Below are 16,852 nucleotides of genomic sequence, written 5' to 3'. Positions count from 1 at the left end.
TCAGAGGGCCTTCGGGGTGGCGCGGGCACCGTGGTGCAGATAGGGAGTGCCGTCGGCGAGCGTGTAGAACACGACCGGGATCCAGGTGCTGAACCCGGGCCGGCGCAGCACGAAGAGCCCCGGCGCGACCGGGTGCATCTCGTACTCCTTGTCGGGCTCCGCGGTCAGCCCGGCCAGCGGCCCCGTCACCTTGTCGAGCATCACCAGAGCGCCGTCCCGCTCCACGATCTCCATCCGGCTGGAGATCCGCTCGTACACCCCGACGTACTCGGCCGGGTCGAACGCGACCGGCTCCTTCGCGGGCTGGAGCGTCGCGCGCATCGTCACCCCGGCCAGCTCGCGGGCGATCTCCGAGAACACCTCCAGATACAGGCCCATGGTGTCGCCGCCGTTGGTGAGCAGGCAGATCGCGAGGTCGGCCCCCGGCAGCACCCGCAGGAACGCGCTCTGGCCGATGGTCCCGCCGTCGTGGCCGTACACCGGCTGTCCGTTCCAGGTGTCGAGAATCCAGCCCAGCCCCCAGGCATGCCCCAGCATGTTCGCGTCGGGGACCTTCACCTGCGGGCTCTGCATGGCGGTGGCGCTCTCGGCCGAGACGATCCTGTTGCCGTTGCCGGTGACACCGCCGTCGAGGTGCATCCGGGCGAAGGCGAGGACCTCGCGCGGCGTCGAGCAGATCAGCCCGGCCGGTCCGGCCGACCGCATCAGGCCCCACTGCGGGGCGAGCGCCGGGGGCTCGCCCGGGTGTCCGACGGCGGCGCGGTGGAGCAGCGCCTCCTCCGGCAGGGTGACCGTACGGGTCAGACCGAGCGGCCGGTAAAGGCGCTCACGCATCAGCTCGTCCCACTGGACGCCGGTGACATGCTCCAGCACCCGGCCGAGCAGGGTGAAGCCCGCGTTGCAGTACGACATGGTGGCGCCCAGCGGGTGGTTGGCGGCGACATCGGCCAGCAGCGCGGTGAACTTCTCCAGGCAGTCGTCGCCCCGGCCGGTGTCGGCGAAGAAGTCGCCGTCGATGCCGCTGGTGTGGGTCAGGAGATGGCGGAGCGTCACTCCCTGGGTCAACTCATCATTGAAGAGCTGCAGTTCGGGGAGTACGGAGACGATGGGGGCGTCCAGTTCGAGCAGCCCCTCGTCGACCAGGGCCATGGCCACCGTGGTGGTCCATACCTTGGAGATCGAACCGATCTGGAACAGGGTGTCGGTCGTCGCCTCGATCCCGGCCTCCATGTTGGCCAGGCCGGCGGACGCCTCGATCGTCACCTCGCCCCGGTGCAGGACGGCGAGGCTCGCGCCGGGCACCCGGTAGCGGGCGGCCAGCTCGGTGAGGCGGGCGGCCCAGTGGGCGGTCAGCTCGGCGGACAGACCGGGGGGCAGCTCGGCGGACGGGGCGGTGGGCAGGCCGGTGGTGTCGGTCATGTTCGGCTCCGGTTTCGTGGTCGTGTTCGGCTTCGACTTCATTGGCGTTCAGCGGTCGGTGTGCGTGGTGACCCAGTCGACGAGGCGCCGGGAGTAGTCCTCCCGGTGCGAGGGGCGGCCGTTGAGGATGAACAGGTGCGAGCAGCCCGGGTACAGCACCAGCTGGACCGGCACGCCCCGGGTGCGCAGCGCGTGGAACCACTGCTCGGCCTGGCCGACCGGGCAGGTGTCGTCCGCGCCGCCGTGCAGGATCAGCGTGGGCGCGCGGACCGCGTCCACATGGCTGAGCGGGGAGAGTGCCGTCAGCCGGTCCCGGTCGCCGATCTCGTGACCGGCGATCAGATGTCCCTCCTCGGACGTCCCGGCCAGGCTCGTCAGGTCGGCGACCACGCCGCCCGGTACGACGGCGGCGAAGAGATCGCTGCGGGCGGAGAGCCAGCAGGTCAGATAGCCGCCGTAGCTGTAGCCGGTGAGCGCGATCCGGGCCGGGTCGACGAGCCCCTCGTCGACGAGGGCGGCGATCGGTTCGAGGATGTCCTGCTCGTCCGCCTCGCCCCAGGCGCCCACGGCGGCCCTGTAGAAGGACTCGCCGTAGCCGTCGCTGCCGCGCACGTTCAGCGTCAGGACGGTCCAGCCCCGCGAGACCAGCTCCTGGTGGTAGAGGTGGGCCGGGTCGGCGTGCGGCGCCCAGGCGTTGTGCGGTCCGCCGTGCACGTCCACCAGCAGGGGGCCGCCCGGGGGAGTGTCCGGAGCGCGGGTGATCATCCCGTGCACCGCGGTGCCGTCCGAGATGGTGAACTCCCGTTCGGTGAAAGGGTGGAGGGCGACGTCGGGCAGCGACCGCGCCATGTGCGCGGTCAGCCGCGCGGGCTGTCGCCCGGTGCTCGGGTCGCCAGGCCGCCCGGACCCCGCGTCAGCCAGGTCGAGCAGCGCGATCTCGGCGAAGCTCGCCGTGTCGGAGACGACCAGCGCGGCCCGGCCCGCCTTGGCGGCGACCGAACAGCCGCTGACCCCCTGACCGGCGGGCAGCGCGAACTCGCCGATCCCGGAAGCGTCGACGCGGTAGAGCCGGGTGGCCCCCCGGTCGCGGGCGCAGAACACGATGCCGTCGCCGTGGAACTGCGGCAGCGCCCCCGGGTATCCGGGCCCTCCGGGCAGGACGTTACGGTCCAGAGGGGCGCTGAGCGACACCGGAGCGGATCCGTCGAGGGGCTGGCGCAGCAGCTCCAGATGGCCGACCCCCATGGCGGTCCGCCCGACGACGAGCAGCGCGCTCCCGTCGGGGTACCAGCTCACCGGCCCGGCCATCCCGGTCGACGGGCCGACCCGCACGGGTGCCGGCACGGCGGCCCCGACCTCGACGACATGAGCCGCCGAGGTCCCGGTGACATCCGCGTCCGCCCCGGTCTGCGCCGGATAGGCGAGCCGTGTGCCGTCGGGCGACCAGGCGGGCGGGCCCGCGTGCCGGTCGCCGTCCGTGAGCTGCCGGACCTCGCCGGACTCCACCTCCACCACGAACAGCTGGGTGCGGACCGCGCCGAGCAGCCCGGCCCCGTCCACCTTCCAGCCGAGGCCGTCGATGACCACCGGAGCGGTGTCCTCGCGGAGCGACCCCGGCCCCGCGAACGCGATCCGCGAGCCGTCCGGACTCCACACCGGCACCCCCGCCCCCGCCGGACACCGGGCGGGCGTGGTCAGCGGCGCCGCCTCGCCCCCGTCCGCGGGCAGCAGATACAGCTGCCCCGCGCGCAGGAACGCCAGCCGCGTGCCGTCCGGGGACCAGCGCGGCGCGGCGTCCGAGGGACCCCGGGTGAGCCGGCGGGCCGGACCGTCCGCACCGCGGACCTCCCAGATCGAGGTCACCGCACAGTCCCGCTCGGCGTCCTGGGTGGTCAGTGTGTACGCGACGCGTTCGCCGTCGGGGGACAGCGAGGGATCGCACGGGATCTCGAACCGGTACACATCGTCGATCCTCAGCGCTCTGGTCATGACGCCTCCTCGGCGGTCGCAAGGGTGGGTACGCAGGAGATGAGGGTGCACGTCGTCGGGTGGGCGGGCCGCTCCAGTACCTCGGCGGTGGGACCGCACTCGACCAGGCGTCCGCCGTCCAGCACGGCGACCTGGTCGGACAGATGGCGCACGACCGCGAGGTCGTGGGAGATGAACAGCATGGAGAACCCCAGCTCCCGCTGGAGCCGCCGCAGCAGATTGAGCACCGCGCCCTGGACGGAGACGTCCAGCGCCGAGGTGATCTCGTCCGCGATCAGCACGGCGGGCCGGGCGGCCAGGGCGCGGGCCAGGGCGACGCGTTGGCGCTGTCCGCCGGAGAGCGCGTCCGGCGTCAGCGCCGCCCGCCCGGGGTCGATGCCGACGAGTTCGAGGCAGCGCGCCACCTCCGCGTCCCGGGCGGCGCGCCGCTCGCGGGCCGTCGTCCGGCGGGACGGCTCCCCGTCGGCGCCGGCCCGGCGGGGCAGCGCCTCGGCGACCGAGGCACCGATGCTCATGCGCGGGTCGAGTGAGGCGTACGGATTCTGGAACACCAGCTGCACCGGGCTGCGACCGCGCCGTACGCCGACCTCGCGCCCCGCCACCCGGACGCGGCCCGCGGCCAGCGGCGCCAGCCCGACCACGGCCTTGCCGAGGGTCGACTTGCCCGACCCCGAACCGCCGACCAGGCCCGTCACCGTCCCGTCCGGCACCAGCAGATCCACGTTCTCCACCGCGGTGAAGCGGCCGTATCGCACCGTGATCCCGGACAGTTCCAGGGAGCTCATGACGTGGCCTCCGTTGCCTGTGACGCGGTCCCGACGGGGTCGCCGCCCGCCGCTCCGACCACCGGGTACCAGCAGGCGACCTCCCGGCCCGCCCCGAAGCCGGCCAGCTCGGGCGCGGCCGTGTGACAGCGTTCCCGGGCCCGTTCGCAGCGCGGGGCGAAGGAGCATCCGCCGCTGTCCTCGCCCGGCTCCGGCGGACGGCCCGGGATGGTCACCAGCTCCGTACCGGGGGGCGTGGTCATCGTCGGGACCGCTCCGATCAGCGCCCGCGTGTAGGGGTGCGCGGCGCCGTGCAGCAGCTCCGTGACCGGGAGGCTCTCGACGATCAGGCCGCCGTACATCACCAGCACCCGTTCGCAGACCTGGGCCACGACGGCGAGGTCGTGGGAGATCAGCAGCAACGCCGCGCCGGAGTCCTCACGCACCTCGGCCAGCAGGTCGAGCACCTGCTTCTGGACCGCCACATCCAGCGCCGTGGTCGGCTCGTCGGCGATGATCAGCCTCGGATTCCCCATCAGTCCCATCGCGATGACGGCCCGTTGCCGCATCCCGCCGGAGTACTCGTGCGGCCGCTGCCGGGCCCGGCGTTCCGGCGACGGGATACGGACGGCGCCGAGCCGGTCGACGGCGCGCGCCGCGGCCTGCGCCCGGGTGTGGCCGAGGTGCACCTCCGCCACCTCGGAGAGCTGGCGGCCCACGCGCAGGGCGGGGTTGAGCGAGGCCATCGGGTCCTGGAAGACCATGGCCAGGGCGGTGCCCAGCCGGGGGTCGGTCCGCAGATCGTGCCCGTCGAAGCGGAGGGTACGGGCGGATACCCGCCCCGGGTGCGGAACCAGGTCCGCCAGCGCCAGCGCGGTGAGGCTCTTGCCGGAACCGGATTCGCCGACCAGCCCGACGGCCTCGCCCGCGCCGATGTCCAGCGAGATGCCGCGTACGGCCTGCCGTCCGCCGGGAAAGGTCACGCGTAGATCGTGCGCCCGGACCACCGGCCCGTCGTCGGCGCCGGCCGCCGTGTCCCGCACAATCTTTTCCGGCTGTCGCCGCGCCGAGGTCCCCCGCGCCTGTGGTGCGCGCCGGCCGCCCGCCTGGGCGAGTACCTCACCGACCAGCGCGAACATCAGCCCCGTCAGCACCACGGCCACACCGGGCGCCAGGGCCGCCACCGGGTTCACATAGACCCGGTTCAACTGCTCGTTGAGCAGCCGCCCCCAGTCGTAGTCCGGGGCCTGCACACCGAGCCCGAGGAAGGAGAGCCCCGAGAAGGCGACCAGGATGCCCCCCGCCGCCTGGGTGGCGAACAGCACCGACGGCTCGGCGATGTTGGGCAGCAGATGACGGACCACCAGCCGGAACCGGCCCACGCCGAGGATCCGTGCCGCCGCGACATAGTCCGACCCCGCGACCGACGCCGTGAGGTTCTGCACCAGCCGTGCCGTCGGCGGGACCATGGCGAGCCCCACCGCGAACACCGCCCCGGTGCTGCCGACGCCGAAGATCGTGGCCAGGAAGAGCAGGAACAGCAGTCCGGGGAAGGCCACCAGCACGCCCACCACGGCGGTGATCAGCCGCCCGGCGCGCCGCCCGAGCACCGCGGGTGCGACACCGAGCAGCAGCCCGCCACCGACTCCGATCGCGGTGGCCAGCAGGGTGAGGCGAAGGGTCAGCCGGGTCGCCACCACCACCCGGGCGGCGATGTCGCGGCCCAGCTGGTCGGTGCCGAGCAGGTGCGCGGCACTGCTGCCCTCGTTGATCGCGTCCGTGTCCACCCGCGCCGCCTGGGTGCCGAGCAGGGCGGGTCCGAACACGGCCACCAGCGCCACCACCAGGCAGGCGGTGAGGGCGGTGATGCCGATCGGCGTCCTGAGCGTGCGCCCCAGCCGGTGCCGCAGCGCGGTGTCGTGATCCTTATGAGGCATCGTCAGCTCCCGAGAACGGTGGACCGGGGGTCGGCGACGGCCACGGCCACGTCGACGGCGAAGGTGATCAGCAGCGCGGCCGCCCCGTAGACCAGCACGACGCCCTGGACCAGGGGGTAGTCCTTCTCGGTGATGGCCTGCACGATCGTGGTGCCGAGACCGGGCCAGGCGAAGACGTTCTCGATCAGTACGGTGCCCGCGAGCAGTGAACTGAACAGCAGGCCGCCCAGGGTGAGCGAGGAGGTCAGCAGATTGGGCAGCGCGTGCCGCAGATAGCGCAGCCGGGCGGGCAGCCGTTTCGCCTGGGCGGTACGCATGTAGTCCTCTCCGAGCACTCGCAGCGTCTCCACCCGGACGATGCGCGACAGCGTCGCCGCCGGGACGAGCGTGAGGGCCAGTACCGGCAGTACGTAGGAGGCCGGGCCGGCCTGCGAGGCCACCGGGAGGACCGGCCAGGCCACGGCGAACGCGGCCACCAGGCCGACCGCCAGCAGGAATTCGGGCACGGCGCCCAGAAACCCGGTGACCCCGGTGAAGGCGAGTTCGCCGCGCCGCCTGCGGCCGTCCCTGGTCAGGACCGCGGCCGTCATCCCGACCGGGATCGCGAGCAGCAGGATCAGCACGAACGCGGGGACGGCGATCTGCAGGGTCGCCGGAAGCCGGCTGGAGATGATCTCGGACACGGGCAGCTGGGCACCGATCGAGTCCCCGAGGCTGCCCTGGAACAGCCTGCCGACGAAGTCGCCGTACTGCTGCGGCAGCGGCTGGTCCAGGCCGAGCGACTGCCTGCGGGCCTCGACCAGGGCCGGATCGGCGGTGGGGCCGAGCGCCGCCCGCACCGGGTCCCCGGGAATCAGATGGATCATCGCGAACGCGGCCGTGACCAGCGCGGCAAGAGACACGACCAGCCGCCAGGTGCGGCGCAGCGCGAATCCGAACCAGGGGCCGCGGGGCCGCGCGCGCAGGGATCGCGGCGAGCCGAGGGTGCGCAGTCGGCGCAGGGAGCGCACCGGGAGCGTGGCCATCAGCCCGCGCTCCGGCGCAGAGTGCTGGGGATGATGCCGCCGCCGTCCACCTGGAAGGTGACGCCCTTCGCGTAGTGCCGCATCGGCCTGCTGACGATCGGCACGATGTCGAGCCGCTTGACCAGGGCGGCACCCGCCTCCTCCCACAGGGCGCAGCCCGAAGTGCCGGGCATGGCCGAGGCACGTGCGGCGAGCCGGTGGTAGTCGGGGTTGGCGACGGCCCCGAAGTTGTTGCCCTTCGGCGGTGGCGGTCCGTCGTAGAACTGGGTCAGCTGGTCCGGGAGGGTCACCCCGATGGGAGCCCAGGCCACGTCCCAGTCGCCGCCCGCCAGGGTGCCCGCGATGCTTGCCCCGCCCACGGGGGCGGCCGATGCCTTCACGCCGAAGGAGGTCCACTTCTGGACGGCCAGTTCTACCGCCGACGCGACCTGCGAGCCCAGGTTGGTCGCGTAACTGAACCCGATGGTGAGCGGCTTGCCGTCCTTCGTCCAGGTGCCGCCGCTCTTGGTCCAGCCCGCCGCGGTGAGGGTGGCGGCGGCCCGCTCGGGGTCGTGGGCGGGGAGATTCCCGGCCACCGGGTCGCCGGTGCAGGGGGTGGGCGCGACCTCACCGATGCTGGTGGGCGGTGTGCCGTCACCGCCCGTGGAGACGTTCCTGAGGTCCTTCAGATCCAGTACGGAGATCAGGGCCCGGCGCACCGCGAGGTCGGCGGGCGGACGCCCGGCGGCCTGGTTGAACAAGAGCTGTCCGAACAGCCCCTCGACGCTCCGGTTCTTCACCTTGGCCGCGTCCAGCCGTTGCCGGTCGCCGCCGTTGATCTGGGCGACGTCGATCTGCCCGGCCATCAGGAGGTTGGCCGCGGTCGACTCGTTGGCGACGACCTTGAACACCACCGTGCGGGGAAGGTCCGCCCCGGTGGCGCCGCCGGGCCCCCAGGAGTATCCGTCCCGCCGGGCGTACGTGTAGTGGTCGCCCGGAACCGCTTCGGTCAGCCGGTACGGGCCGCTCGCCCCGGTGGCCTTGGCCAGCGCGGCCGGGGCCGCCAGGCTCTCCTCGCAGAGCAGCGGCAGCAGCCGGGCCATGTGCGCGATGAACGGTGCGGGTCGTTTCGTGGTGACGGTGACCGTGCGGGTCGCCTCGTCGGCCTTCGCGACGGCGCCGACGGGTACGGAGAACCCGAGCATCGGCGACTGGTTCGCCGGGTCGGCGATGTGGTTGTACTCGGCGGCCACATCTGTTGCCGTGAGCGCCGAGCCGTCCTCGCAGCTCACCCCGGAGCGGATGGTGAACCGGGCCGAAGTGGAGGTGACCGTCCACTTCTCGGCCACTCCGGGAATCAGCGAACCGTCGGCCGCGATGTGCACGAGCGTGTCGTAGGCGAAGGAGTTCATCGCCAGCGCGGTGCTGGCCAGCGCCGTCGTGGGGCTGAGACTGCCCGGATCGGCGGCGATGGCGACCACCACCCTCGACCCACCACTGCCCCCGGCCGAGCCGCCCCCGCACGCGGCCGCTGTGGCGACGAGACCGAACGCCGCCGCCACAGCGGTCACGGGCCGCACCCCGCGCTTCGGTGTACGTCGCGTCCCCTTGCCTGCGGAACTGGGCATGGTCACCTCCGAAGGAGCGGCAGGCAGCCGCCGAGTGAGGGGAACATTAGGCAGCGACGGACCGGTCCCGATTGGTGGCGGCGGACGAAAAACCGCCCCGCCGACGGTGCGCCGCACCGAAGACGCGGTCCCTGCCGCCCAGGCCATGCGCCGCGGGGCATGGCCGGATCCGGCCGACGCCCTGTTTCGCCCGCGCGCCCGTTGCCGGAGGCTGTGGCGACCACGGGCGCGGGCCCGGGTGCCGAGGGGAGCGCGTGCGATGGCCGAGGTACGAGGAGAGGGCGCCGAGGCGCCCGTCCAGCGGACGATGACCCCGTTCGACGACATCTACGACCAGGCCGATCCCCGTGCCTTCTTCCGCGAACTGGGGGCGTTCGGCTACCGGACACCGCATCACGCCCAGCCCGTCTTCCGGCGCCTGGCCGCACTCCGGCTGCGCGGCACGGGCGACGCGGTGCTGGACCTGTGCTGTTCGTACGGGATCAACGCCGCTCTGCTCAACCACGACGTCACGCTGGAGGAGCTGCGGGCCCACTACACGGCTGCGCGGACGGTGGCCATGACCACCCAAGAGCTGATCGAGCACGACCGGGCGTTCTTCCGGGCCCGCCGCCGACGGGACGCCGTCCCGGTGATCGGCCTCGACATCGCCCCCCGCGCCATCGCCTACGCGCGAGCGGCCGGCCTGCTCGACGACGGGTTCGCCGAGAATCTGGAGACTTCCCCGCCTTCCCCGGCACTGCTGGACGCGGCCCGGAGCGTCCGCCTCATCACCATCACCGGCGGCGCCAGCTTCCTGTCCCGGGCCACCTTCCAGCCGATCCTGGACAACGCCGGCCCACCACCGTGGGTCGCCGCCTTCGTGCTGCGTACCGGCTCCTACGCGCCGATCGCCGAGCACCTGGCCCGCCATGGCCTGACCACGGAGAAGTACGCCGGGGGCACCTTCATCCAGCGCCGCTTCACCAGCGCGGCCGAGCAGCGGTACGCCATCGACGCGGTGACCGCGGCAGGGGACAATCCGGACGGCAAGGAGACGGCGGGCCACTTCCACACCGCACTGCATCTGTCGCGCCCCCGTGCCGATATCGATACGCCCCCGCTCGGCGACCTGGTCGCCCAATGATCGATTCGCGGGGCGCGACGCCCCGTCCTAGGGTCGATGTGTGAACGCGACCGTTCACGCGTGAGCCGCGATCGGCTCGCGACCGAACCGCGACGGACTCACCCACGCGAGCAATCCCATGACGGGCTCTCCAGAGACACCCGCGCACACTGCACAGGCCCCGGAGCGGGGCCGAGGCAGTGGGATGGCGCTTCTCGTCATCGCCTCGTGTCAGTTGATGGTGGTCCTCGACATCACCATCGTGAACATCGCCCTTCCGCACATCCAGACGTCACTGGGATTCTCGACCGAATCCCTGTCCTGGGTGATCAACGCGTACACGCTGACCTTCGGCGGGCTCCTCCTGCTCGGCGGGCGGCTGGGCGACATCCTGGGCCGCCGCCGGGTCTTCATGTTCGGCGTCCTGCTCTTCGTCTTCGCCTCGCTGCTCGGCGGTCTCTCGCAGGAATCCTGGCAACTGCTCGCAGCCCGCTCGCTGCAAGGTGTCGGCGGCGCCATCGCTTCCCCGACAGCCCTGTCGCTGATCACCACGACGTTCCGGGAGGGCCCCGAACGGAACAGGGCGTTCGGGGTGTTCGCCGCCGTCTCGGCGGGCGGCAGCGCGATCGGACTGCTCGCCGGCGGGGTGCTGGTGGAGTGGCTCGACTGGCGCTGGGTGCTCTTCGTCAACGTGCCCATCGGCCTGCTGATCGCGCTCGCCACCCGCCGCTACATCCGCGAGTCCGAACGCCATCCGGGCCATTTCGACATCGTCGGCGCGCTCACCTCCACGCTGGGCATGGTCATGCTCGTGTACGGATTCATCCGTGCCTCCGAGGACGGCTGGAGCGACCGGGTGACCCTGCTGTCCTTCGGTGCGGCGCTCGTGCTCCTCGCCGTGTTCATCGCCATCGAGCAACGCTCGAAGCAGCCCATCACGCCGCTGTGGATGTTCCGCGACCGCAATCGCGCCGGTGCCTACGGGATGATGCTGTGCCTGTCCGCCGCGATGTTCGGGATGTTCTTCTTCCTGACCCTGTTCGTGCAGAACATCCTGGACTTCAGCCCCCTGCGGGCCGGTCTCGCCTTCCTGCCGGTGAGCGTGATCGTCGCGGTGGGCGCGGGAATCACCTCGCAGCTGCTGCCCAGATGGGGCCCCAAACCCTTCATGGTGACGGGCGCGGTCCTGGCCGCGGTGGGGCTGGGCTGGCTGACCATGGTCGATGTGCACAGCTCGTACCTGGGGAGCATCCTCGGCCCCGTGCTGGTCTTCGGCCTCGGAATGGGCCTGCAGTTCGTGTCGCTGACGCTGATGGCGGTGTCGGGCGTGGCGCCCCAGGAGGCGGGCGCGGCTTCTGGGGTCCTCAACACCACCCAGCAGGTGGGCGGGTCGCTCGGTCTGTCCATTCTGGTCACGGTCTTCGGCACGGCCAGCCGCGACTCGGCGGCCGAGCAGGTCCCCCGGTTCCTGAAGGAAGGGACCCCCGCCCAGCTGCTGGAGTTCCGCAGGACCGGGCAGCTCCCGGCGCCCTGGGGCAGCGAGGTGCTGGCCTCGGGCGTCTCCAGCGCGTTCATCGTCGCCGCCATCCTCGCCGTGGTGGCCGCGCTGGTCGCACTCGTGGTCATCCAGGTGCGCCCCGGAGACCTGGAACGCCTCAGGGGCGGCGCCGCACCGCCGACGACGCCCCAGGACGCCCCGGGGAGCCGCCCACCGGCTCCCGGCGCACCGCGTGACTGATCCGCGATCCCCGGCGGACGCACCCGGCACCGATCGGTAACCGTGCGCGCCAGGTGGACGTCAGGAGATGGCGAATTAGCGTTGCTCTCTGGTGAGCGCCCCTCTCGCCGTGTAGCGTCATCGGCAGATGTCGTGGTTCGCAGCACCTGCCCGCGCCTGGCGCGGGCGTTTTGCTGTGCAGTGCCTGAGGACCAGGGCGATCACCTCCGGATTCGCGCGGTGCGGATCCGATATCGACTGAGAGGCACCGGCATGGCAAGCGGAACCGTCAAGTGGTTCAACTCGGAAAAGGGCTTCGGCTTCATCGCGCAGGACGGTGGTGGCCCGGACGTCTTCGCGCACTACTCCAACATCAACTCCACCGGCTTCCGTGAGCTCCAGGAAGGCCAGGCCGTGACCTTCGACATCACGCAGGGCCAGAAGGGCCCGCAGGCGGAGAACATCACCGCGGCCTGACCCGGTCCGAACAGCACATCAGGCCCCCGGACGTGTCGTCCGGGGGCCTGATGTGTCAGGGGCGTCGGTCGTGGCCGCCGGTGAACCCGGCAGCGGCGCCGGAGGTCAGGAACGCGGCCGGGGCGACTGCTCGCCCTGTTCCGCCTTCTTCTCCTTGATGCGCACCGTTTCCTTGCGGACCTCGGCCTGGGTGGCGCGCTCCTTCTGCAGCCACTCGGGAAGCTCGTTCTTCAGGGCCTCGATCTGCTCCGTGGTGAGCGGCTCCGTGACTCCGCCGCGCGCGAGACCGGCGATGGAGACGCCGAGCTTCGCCGCGACCACGGGCCGGGGGTGCGGGCCGGTGCGTCGCAGCTCCTGCAGCCACTCGGGCGGATCGGTCTGCAGGGCGTTCAGCTCGGAGCGCGAGACGACACCCTCCTGGAACTCGGTGGGGGTGGCCTCGAGGTACACACCCAGTTTCTTCGCCGCGGTCGCGGGCTTCATTGTCTGGGTGGTCTGGTGCGACGTCATGGTGTCAAGAGTATCGAGCGTGTGAGCTACCGCCGACCACGACCGGTAATCTGGGCGAGTGACTGTCTCGGAAGTACCCCCCGCGTTCCGGCTCGCCTATGTCCCGGGGGTGACGCCCACCAAGTGGGTGCGGATCTGGAACGAGCGGCTGCCCGAGGTCCCGCTGACCCTCGTCGCGGTGCCCGCGGCCGAAGCGTCCGACCTGTTGCGGGCGGGCGGGGCCGACGCGGGATTCGTACGGCTGCCCATCGACCGTACGGACCTCAGCGCGATCCCGCTCTACACCGAGACGACCGTGGTCGTGATCCCGAAGGATCACCTCATGGCCGCGGTCGACGAGGTGTCCACCGAGGACCTGGCCGACGACATCGTGCTGCACCCCCTCGATGACCCCCTCGACTGGGAGCACCGGCCGGGGCGGCCCGCGATCGAGCGCCCGGCCACCACGGCGGACGCCATCGAGCTGGTGGCGGCGGGGGTGGGCCTGCTCGTCGTCCCGCAGTCGCTCGCCCGGCTGCACCACCGCAAGGACCTCACGTACCGGCCGGTCTCCGGCGCCCCGGAGTCGCGCATCGCACTGTCGTGGCCGGAGGACGAAACGACCCACCTGGTCGAGGAGTTCATCGGGATCGTCCGGGGGCGGACCGTCAACAGCACCCGGGGCCGCCCGCCGACCCCGGCGCAGCCGAAGGGCAAGCGCGCCGACGCGCGTGGCGCGGGGCGCAAGCCCGCGGCCGGGAAGTCGACGGGCAAGGGCCCGCAGCGGGGTTCGGGCGGCGCCAAGGCCGGCAAACGAGGCGGGCCCGGCAAGTCGGGCAAGCCTCGCCGCCAGTCGTAGCCGATCCCGTTCGCCGGCCGGGCCGGTGAGTCACATCCCGGGCCGGCCGCGGGCGGCCCGGCCTCGGGACGGCTCTCAGTCCCGCGCCGGTGCGATCACCTTGTTCCCCTCGTGCACCGTGATCGCCTGGGCCGGACAGATGTCGGCCGCGTCCAGGACCCGTTCGTCGGGTTCGATCGCGTCGACGACGGTCCGCGCGTGCTCGCCGTCCAGTGCGAACACCTCGGGGGCCACCCCGGCGCACATGCCCGACGCCAGACACAGCTGCGGATCCACGCGTACGTGCCACGTCATGGCGCTCACCACCCGATCGGCATGACGCGGGGGCCGCGCACGAGCAACTCGGTCTTCCAGGTCACGTCCCCGGCAGACTTCAGTCCCGGGAAACGGGTGAGGAGCGCGCCCAGTGCCTCCTGAAGCTCCAGCCGGGCCAGCGGGGCGCCCAGGCAATGGTGGACCCCGTGCCCGAACCCCAGGTGCTGGTTGCCCTCCCGGGAGACATCGAGGACACCGGGCGCGGTGAAGCGCAGCGCGTCCCGGTTGGCCGCGCCGATGGCGACCAGGACGGGGGAGCCGGTGCGGACCAGGGTGCCGCCGACCTCGACATCCTCGGTCGCGTACCGGGGCTGACCCGCTCCGCTGCCCAGCGGCACGAACCGCAGCAGCTCCTCCACCGCGCCCGGGATCAGTTCGGGGTGCGCCCTGAGCTGATCCATCTGACCGGGATGATCCAGCAGGGTGAGCACGAAGTTGGGAATCTGCGAAGCGGTGGTCTCGTGTCCGGCCACCAGGATGGCCACGCACAGATCGATCAGCTCCAGCTCGGTGAGGCGTTCGCCGCCGTCCCTCGCCTCGATCAGCGCGGTCATCAGGTCGTCCTGCGGATCCTCACGGTGCAGGTTGATCAACTCGCCCATGTAGGCGCGCAGTTCATCGCGGCTGGCGTCGAACTCGGCGGCCGTCAGCGAGCTGGTGGACAGCGCGTTGTCGCTCCATACCCGAAATCGTGGGCGGTCGGCTTCCGGAACCCCGAGCATCCGGCAGATCACCGCGACGGGCAGCGGCAGCGCGAAGCCGTCGACCAGGTCGGCGGGGGGCCCGGCCTCCTCCATCTCGTCGAGCAGGCTCGCGGTCAGTTCTTTGACCTGAGGCCGCAACTTCTCGATCTGGCGGACGGTGAACGCCTTGGCCACCAGGGAACGCAGTCGCGTGTGGCCGGGCGGGTCCATGCTCAGGATCCCGCTGTCCCGGCGGCCCTCCGACTGCCGCGGCTCGTCGTGCGCGGCGCCCGCGGCCCGGCTGAAGCGCTGGTCGCCCAGTACCAGCCGGGCGTCCGCGTAGCGGGTGACCAGCCACGCGGGCTCGCCGTACGGCATCTGGACCCGGAGCAGTCCGGAACTTTCGCGGACGCGCTCGTACTCGTCCGCGAGCTGGAGTCCTTCGGCGGTGTTGAAGGGGTACGCGTGGGGCTCGACGTGCGTCGTCATACGATCTCCCAGTTGTAAGCAGCTGCTTACAACGGTAGGACCGGCCCTTCGAGCGGTCAACAGCGCTTTACAGCCGTTACTCTGACGGGCCATTCGAAAGGACGCAGTCATGGCAGAAGCGCCCGCCCCGTCGTCCGGCCGGGGGCGCCGGGACGCTGCGGCCACCCGCGAACGGCTGCTCGACGCCGCTCGTGACCTGTTCGCCGAGCGGGGCTACGACCGGGCCACCGTCCGTGCCATCGCCGAGCGGGCCGGGGTCAACCAGGCCCTGCTGTTCCGGTACTTCGGATCGAAACAGGCGCTGCTGACCGAGGTTGTCGCCGAGGGCGGGCTGGAGGAGCTGCGCGCGACCCCGCCCGAGGAACTGTTCGAGAAGGCGCTGCGCTCCATGCTCACCCGCAGCGCCCCCGGCTCCGGCGACCGCACGCTGGAGGTCTATCTCCGGTCCATCGGCCGGGGTGACGAGGCGGCCGGGGCGCTGCGGGAACTGGGTGCGGAATACCAGAAGGTACTGGCCTCGCTCTCCGGGACGGCGGACGGCGAGCTGCGCGCCGATCTGGCCATCGCCTGGCTTCTCGGTATCGGCCTGATGCGTACGGTCGTCGCGCGCGAACCGCTGGCAGGCGCCGACCCGGACGCCGTGTGTGAGCTGGTGCTCGACGCCTTCGCCCGCCTCGGCGGACAATCCGGGGGAACCTCCGCGTGACCATTCCACCGGGCCGCTAATAATACTAAGTAACTCACATTAGCGACAGCGGGCTCTGTTCATATTCCACCCGGGTAGGACGTCCGGTTCAATGGTTCACGTGAGGGTTCGCAGTCTACGGAATTCTCATTTCTCGGGGGCGCGTGAGGATTGAAGCCGCCGAAAAGGGAAAAGAATGAACCAAGCCCACGGGGGCGGCGTCCACGTGTCGCCACGCGGAGTTTGACCTGCAAAGGTGCAGGTCATTGCCCCGCGACCGCATCGCTACGGAGGTGTTGCGGATGGACGAATATGAACAGCAGATCGACGGTGGGGCGTATCCGGCCACAAATTCCGGATGGCGGGGAATTCTCTCCGAATTAACCTGGGGTGCTGTCCTCCGCAGGATTTCCTATCCGTTGCTCCTCGGGGCCACCGTTGTGGTAGGTGCGGCGTCCCTGCTCCTGCGGTGGGATCTGACCCGGATCAGTCCGCTCTTCCTCATCGGCATCCTTCTCTATCTGGGCGTCCTGGAGAAGCTGATTCCGTACCAACGCGACTGGCACCCCAGTCGGGCCGAATGGCGCTGGTACGCGGTCTACTTCCTCCTCACCATGGCCGGCAGCGCCCTGGCCCAACTGCTGGTGACGACCGCCGTCGGGATGCTCTCCCCGGCCCATCCGGCGCTCGGCCTGTGGGCCGAGATCCCGCTGGCGCTGGTGACCGGTTCGCTGGCCAGCTACTTCGTGCACCGGCTGGGGCACACCAACGCCCTGCTGTGGCGGCTGCACGGTGTGCACCACGTCCCGCAGAAGGTCAATGTCGCCAACAACGGCGTCAACCACGTCCTCGACATCCTCCTCGCGCAGGGAATCATCCAGCTCACGCTGGCGCTGATCGGCTTCTCCCGCGAGTCGGTGTTCGTCGTGGGGCTGTTCGTGGCCGCACAGGGCTACTTCGTCCACGCCAACATCGATGTGGGCATCGGCCGGCTCAACCACGTCCTCGCGAGCCCTGAGCAGCACCGCCTGCATCACAGCACCGATCTGTCCGAGGCCGGCCACTACGGCTCCGACCTGTCGTGCTGGGACCACCTCTTCGGGAGCTTCACCTGGCGGCCCGGACGCGAGCCGGCCGCGGTCGGACTCGGCGATCCCGCCTCGTTCCCCGGCACCGGTGAGATTCTCGCCAGTCTTCTCCACCCCTGGCGCCGTGCGAAGAAACCCGGGAGCGGACCCGCCTGACCGGGCCCTTCGGGCCCCACACCGTCAACTGCACCACCGCCGCGAGGC

Annotated in this window: 15 protein-coding genes; 6 read left to right on the top strand and 9 right to left on the bottom strand. The window is 71.5% G+C overall.

Translation table 11 applies throughout. The annotated features are described in order from the left end of the window. The 6 genes from OG413_RS30295 to OG413_RS30270 are packed head-to-tail and all read right to left on the bottom strand — an operon-like array spanning position 1 to position 8,741. Positions 1-1,419 carry a serine hydrolase gene (locus tag OG413_RS30295; RefSeq protein WP_266811187.1) on the bottom strand — a complete coding sequence of 473 codons (1,419 nt, stop codon included), beginning with the start codon at positions 1,417-1,419 and terminating at the stop codon, positions 1-3. A gap of 48 nt (positions 1,420-1,467) precedes the next feature. Then, the gene (locus tag OG413_RS30290) at positions 1,468-3,408 is read right to left on the bottom strand and encodes a S9 family peptidase (RefSeq protein WP_266811186.1); all 1,941 of its coding nucleotides are present in this window, start codon (positions 3,406-3,408) and stop codon (positions 1,468-1,470) included. Continuing rightward, positions 3,405-4,193, bottom strand: a complete 789-nt coding sequence (locus tag OG413_RS30285) for an ABC transporter ATP-binding protein (RefSeq protein ID WP_266811184.1) — start codon at positions 4,191-4,193, stop codon at positions 3,405-3,407. Before OG413_RS30285 ends, OG413_RS30290 begins: the two co-directional genes overlap by 4 nt. After that, positions 4,190-6,109 carry a dipeptide/oligopeptide/nickel ABC transporter permease/ATP-binding protein gene (locus OG413_RS30280; RefSeq protein ID WP_266811182.1) on the bottom strand — a complete coding sequence of 640 codons (1,920 nt, stop codon included), beginning with the start codon at positions 6,107-6,109 and terminating at the stop codon, positions 4,190-4,192. The genes OG413_RS30285 and OG413_RS30280 overlap by 4 nt, the downstream gene beginning before the upstream one ends. 2 nt (positions 6,110-6,111) lie before the next feature. Then, positions 6,112-7,134, bottom strand: coding sequence for an ABC transporter permease (locus OG413_RS30275; protein WP_266811180.1), 1,023 nt, complete (start codon positions 7,132-7,134; stop codon positions 6,112-6,114). Next, positions 7,134-8,741 (bottom strand): ABC transporter substrate-binding protein, encoded by a 1,608-nt coding sequence (locus OG413_RS30270; RefSeq protein ID WP_266811178.1) that lies wholly within the window; start codon positions 8,739-8,741, stop codon positions 7,134-7,136. The genes OG413_RS30275 and OG413_RS30270 overlap by 1 nt, the downstream gene beginning before the upstream one ends. A gap of 259 nt (positions 8,742-9,000) precedes the next feature. On the opposite strand from OG413_RS30270, the gene OG413_RS30265 reads away from it, so the two are divergent. The 3 genes from OG413_RS30265 to OG413_RS30255 all read left to right on the top strand — a co-directional run bounded on the left by OG413_RS30265 (position 9,001) and on the right by OG413_RS30255 (position 12,040). Next, the gene (locus OG413_RS30265) at positions 9,001-9,867 is read left to right on the top strand and encodes a hypothetical protein (RefSeq protein WP_266811176.1); all 867 of its coding nucleotides are present in this window, start codon (positions 9,001-9,003) and stop codon (positions 9,865-9,867) included. 118 nt (positions 9,868-9,985) lie between these two features. Next, positions 9,986-11,584, top strand: coding sequence for an MFS transporter (locus tag OG413_RS30260; protein ID WP_266811174.1), 1,599 nt, complete (start codon positions 9,986-9,988; stop codon positions 11,582-11,584). Positions 11,585-11,836: 252 nt separating this feature from the next. After that, the gene (locus OG413_RS30255; protein ID WP_015613078.1) at positions 11,837-12,040 is read left to right on the top strand and encodes a cold-shock protein; all 204 of its coding nucleotides are present in this window, start codon (positions 11,837-11,839) and stop codon (positions 12,038-12,040) included. A 105-nt stretch (positions 12,041-12,145) separates the two neighbouring features. Here the strand turns inward: OG413_RS30255 and OG413_RS30250 are convergent, their stop codons facing one another. Continuing rightward, positions 12,146-12,550, bottom strand: coding sequence for a DUF5997 family protein (locus tag OG413_RS30250; protein ID WP_266811172.1), 405 nt, complete (start codon positions 12,548-12,550; stop codon positions 12,146-12,148). 58 nt (positions 12,551-12,608) lie between these two features. On the opposite strand from OG413_RS30250, the gene OG413_RS30245 reads away from it, so the two are divergent. Continuing rightward, positions 12,609-13,388: a LysR family substrate-binding domain-containing protein gene (locus OG413_RS30245; protein ID WP_266811170.1), complete on the top strand. Its 780-nt coding sequence runs from the start codon at positions 12,609-12,611 to the stop codon at positions 13,386-13,388. 75 nt (positions 13,389-13,463) lie between these two features. On the opposite strand, the gene OG413_RS30240 is transcribed toward OG413_RS30245, so the two are convergent. Together OG413_RS30240 and OG413_RS30235 are read right to left on the bottom strand one after the other, a co-directional pair. Further along, positions 13,464-13,682 (bottom strand): ferredoxin, encoded by a 219-nt coding sequence (locus tag OG413_RS30240; protein WP_266811168.1) that lies wholly within the window; start codon positions 13,680-13,682, stop codon positions 13,464-13,466. Between the two features lie 5 nt (positions 13,683-13,687). Beyond that, positions 13,688-14,875 (bottom strand): cytochrome P450, encoded by a 1,188-nt coding sequence (locus tag OG413_RS30235; RefSeq protein WP_266811166.1) that lies wholly within the window; start codon positions 14,873-14,875, stop codon positions 13,688-13,690. A 109-nt stretch (positions 14,876-14,984) separates the two neighbouring features. On the opposite strand from OG413_RS30235, the gene OG413_RS30230 reads away from it, so the two are divergent. After that, entirely contained in the window at positions 14,985-15,581 is a 597-nt protein-coding gene (locus OG413_RS30230) for a TetR/AcrR family transcriptional regulator (protein WP_266811164.1), read from the top strand. A 281-nt stretch (positions 15,582-15,862) separates the two neighbouring features. Next, a complete protein-coding gene (locus OG413_RS30225) occupies positions 15,863-16,804 on the top strand; it encodes a sterol desaturase family protein (RefSeq protein WP_266811162.1) in 942 nt (313 codons plus the stop codon). Positions 16,805-16,852 lie beyond the last annotated feature (48 nt).

The organism is Streptomyces sp. NBC_01433, from assembly GCF_026340105.1.
Classification (GTDB): domain Bacteria; phylum Actinomycetota; class Actinomycetes; order Streptomycetales; family Streptomycetaceae; genus Streptomyces.
This window is presented reverse-complemented; position numbering and strand designations above follow the sequence as displayed.

Excerpts from the sequence above, each read along its gene's own strand:
- OG413_RS30295 (WP_266811187.1), bottom strand. The coding sequence starts at position 1,419 with ATGACCGACACCACCGGCCTGCCCACCGCCCCGTCCGCCGAGCTGCCC.
- OG413_RS30290 (WP_266811186.1), bottom strand. The coding sequence starts at position 3,408 with ATGACCAGAGCGCTGAGGATCGACGATGTGTACCGGTTCGAGATCCCG.
- OG413_RS30285 (WP_266811184.1), bottom strand. The coding sequence starts at position 4,193 with ATGAGCTCCCTGGAACTGTCCGGGATCACGGTGCGATACGGCCGCTTC.
- OG413_RS30280 (WP_266811182.1), bottom strand. The coding sequence starts at position 6,109 with ATGCCTCATAAGGATCACGACACCGCGCTGCGGCACCGGCTGGGGCGC.
- OG413_RS30275 (WP_266811180.1), bottom strand. The coding sequence starts at position 7,134 with ATGGCCACGCTCCCGGTGCGCTCCCTGCGCCGACTGCGCACCCTCGGC.
- OG413_RS30270 (WP_266811178.1), bottom strand. The coding sequence starts at position 8,741 with ATGCCCAGTTCCGCAGGCAAGGGGACGCGACGTACACCGAAGCGCGGG.
- OG413_RS30265 (WP_266811176.1), top strand. The coding sequence starts at position 9,001 with ATGGCCGAGGTACGAGGAGAGGGCGCCGAGGCGCCCGTCCAGCGGACG.
- OG413_RS30260 (WP_266811174.1), top strand. The coding sequence starts at position 9,986 with ATGACGGGCTCTCCAGAGACACCCGCGCACACTGCACAGGCCCCGGAG.
- OG413_RS30255 (WP_015613078.1), top strand. The coding sequence starts at position 11,837 with ATGGCAAGCGGAACCGTCAAGTGGTTCAACTCGGAAAAGGGCTTCGGC.
- OG413_RS30250 (WP_266811172.1), bottom strand. The coding sequence starts at position 12,550 with ATGACGTCGCACCAGACCACCCAGACAATGAAGCCCGCGACCGCGGCG.
- OG413_RS30240 (WP_266811168.1), bottom strand. The coding sequence starts at position 13,682 with ATGACGTGGCACGTACGCGTGGATCCGCAGCTGTGTCTGGCGTCGGGC.
- OG413_RS30235 (WP_266811166.1), bottom strand. The coding sequence starts at position 14,875 with ATGACGACGCACGTCGAGCCCCACGCGTACCCCTTCAACACCGCCGAA.
- OG413_RS30230 (WP_266811164.1), top strand. The coding sequence starts at position 14,985 with ATGGCAGAAGCGCCCGCCCCGTCGTCCGGCCGGGGGCGCCGGGACGCT.
- OG413_RS30225 (WP_266811162.1), top strand. The coding sequence starts at position 15,863 with ATGGACGAATATGAACAGCAGATCGACGGTGGGGCGTATCCGGCCACA.